The following is an 897-nucleotide window of genomic DNA, read 5'->3' on the forward strand; positions in this document are numbered from 1 at the left end:
GGAGGTGGACGCGCAGCAATGCGTGGAGCTGACCAGTACTAATCGGTCGAGGGCTTATCCTCCCGACTTTTCAACAGAAAAGTCACTTCGATGACGCGAAGAAATCGTTTCGGATCCGGTTTTCAAGGTGCAAATCCGTGTTCGGCAGCGCCGACACATCGTTTGCCTTTGAACTTTGGCTTAAGTGATTAAGCCGCTAAGCGAAATATTTGAGCCTGAACGACTTTTGGCTTTCCTATTCCCGAGAATCGCACGATTCGAAGGAGGGAAACAACTGGAGAGAAGGAGCAAATATAGAGCGACGTTGTTCCCTGATAGCTCAGTTGGTAGAGCACTCGACTGTTAATCGAGTTGTCACAGGTTCGAGTCCTGTTCGGGGAGCCATATGGAGAGGTGTCCGAGTGGCCGAAGGAGCACGATTGGAAATCGTGTAGGCGTCTAAAGCGTCTCGAGGGTTCGAATCCCTCTCTCTCCGCCATAATCGTTTTACTGTAAGGCCCGTTGGTCAAGGGGTTAAGACACCTCCCTTTCACGGAGGTAACAGGGGTTCGAATCCCCTACGGGTCATTTCTTCTTTTAAACAAAAGAAGAAGCATGAAAAAGCATTTGACATGAGCTTGCTAACCTGATATAATAGTAAGCGTATGTGAAATGGAGGCTTAGCTCAGCTGGGAGAGCATCTGCCTTACAAGCAGAGGGTCGGGGGTTCGAACCCCTCAGCCTCCACCATATTGATTTACACTCTGACGCGGGGTGGAGCAGCTCGGTAGCTCGTCGGGCTCATAACCCGAAGGTCGCAGGTTCAAATCCTGCCCCCGCAATTGCTTTACTTTATGGCCTGGAACCGTGGTGTAGGGGTTAACATGCCTGCCTGTCACGCAGGAGATCGCGGGTTCA

General features: G+C 51.1%; 5 tRNA genes. All 5 read left to right on the forward strand.

The window, feature by feature from the left end:
- Nucleotides 1-308: 308 nt before the first annotated feature.
- The 5 genes from QWJ34_RS26970 (at nucleotide 309) to QWJ34_RS26990 (ending at nucleotide 821) form a co-directional block, all read left to right on the forward strand.
- Nucleotides 309-384, forward strand: a tRNA-Asn gene (locus tag QWJ34_RS26970).
- A 3-nt stretch (nucleotides 385-387) separates the two neighbouring features.
- A tRNA-Ser gene (locus tag QWJ34_RS26975) sits at nucleotides 388-478 on the forward strand.
- A gap of 17 nt (nucleotides 479-495) precedes the next feature.
- A tRNA-Glu gene (locus tag QWJ34_RS26980) sits at nucleotides 496-567 on the forward strand.
- 86 nt (nucleotides 568-653) lie between these two features.
- Nucleotides 654-729, forward strand: a tRNA-Val gene (locus QWJ34_RS26985).
- Between the two features lie 18 nt (nucleotides 730-747).
- Nucleotides 748-821: transfer RNA gene (locus QWJ34_RS26990), tRNA-Met, on the forward strand.
- Nucleotides 822-897: the final 76 nt, after the last annotated feature.

Origin of the sequence: Saccharibacillus sp. CPCC 101409, from assembly GCF_030518235.1 — a bacterium.
In the GTDB taxonomy this organism is placed as follows: domain Bacteria; phylum Bacillota; class Bacilli; order Paenibacillales; family Paenibacillaceae; genus Saccharibacillus.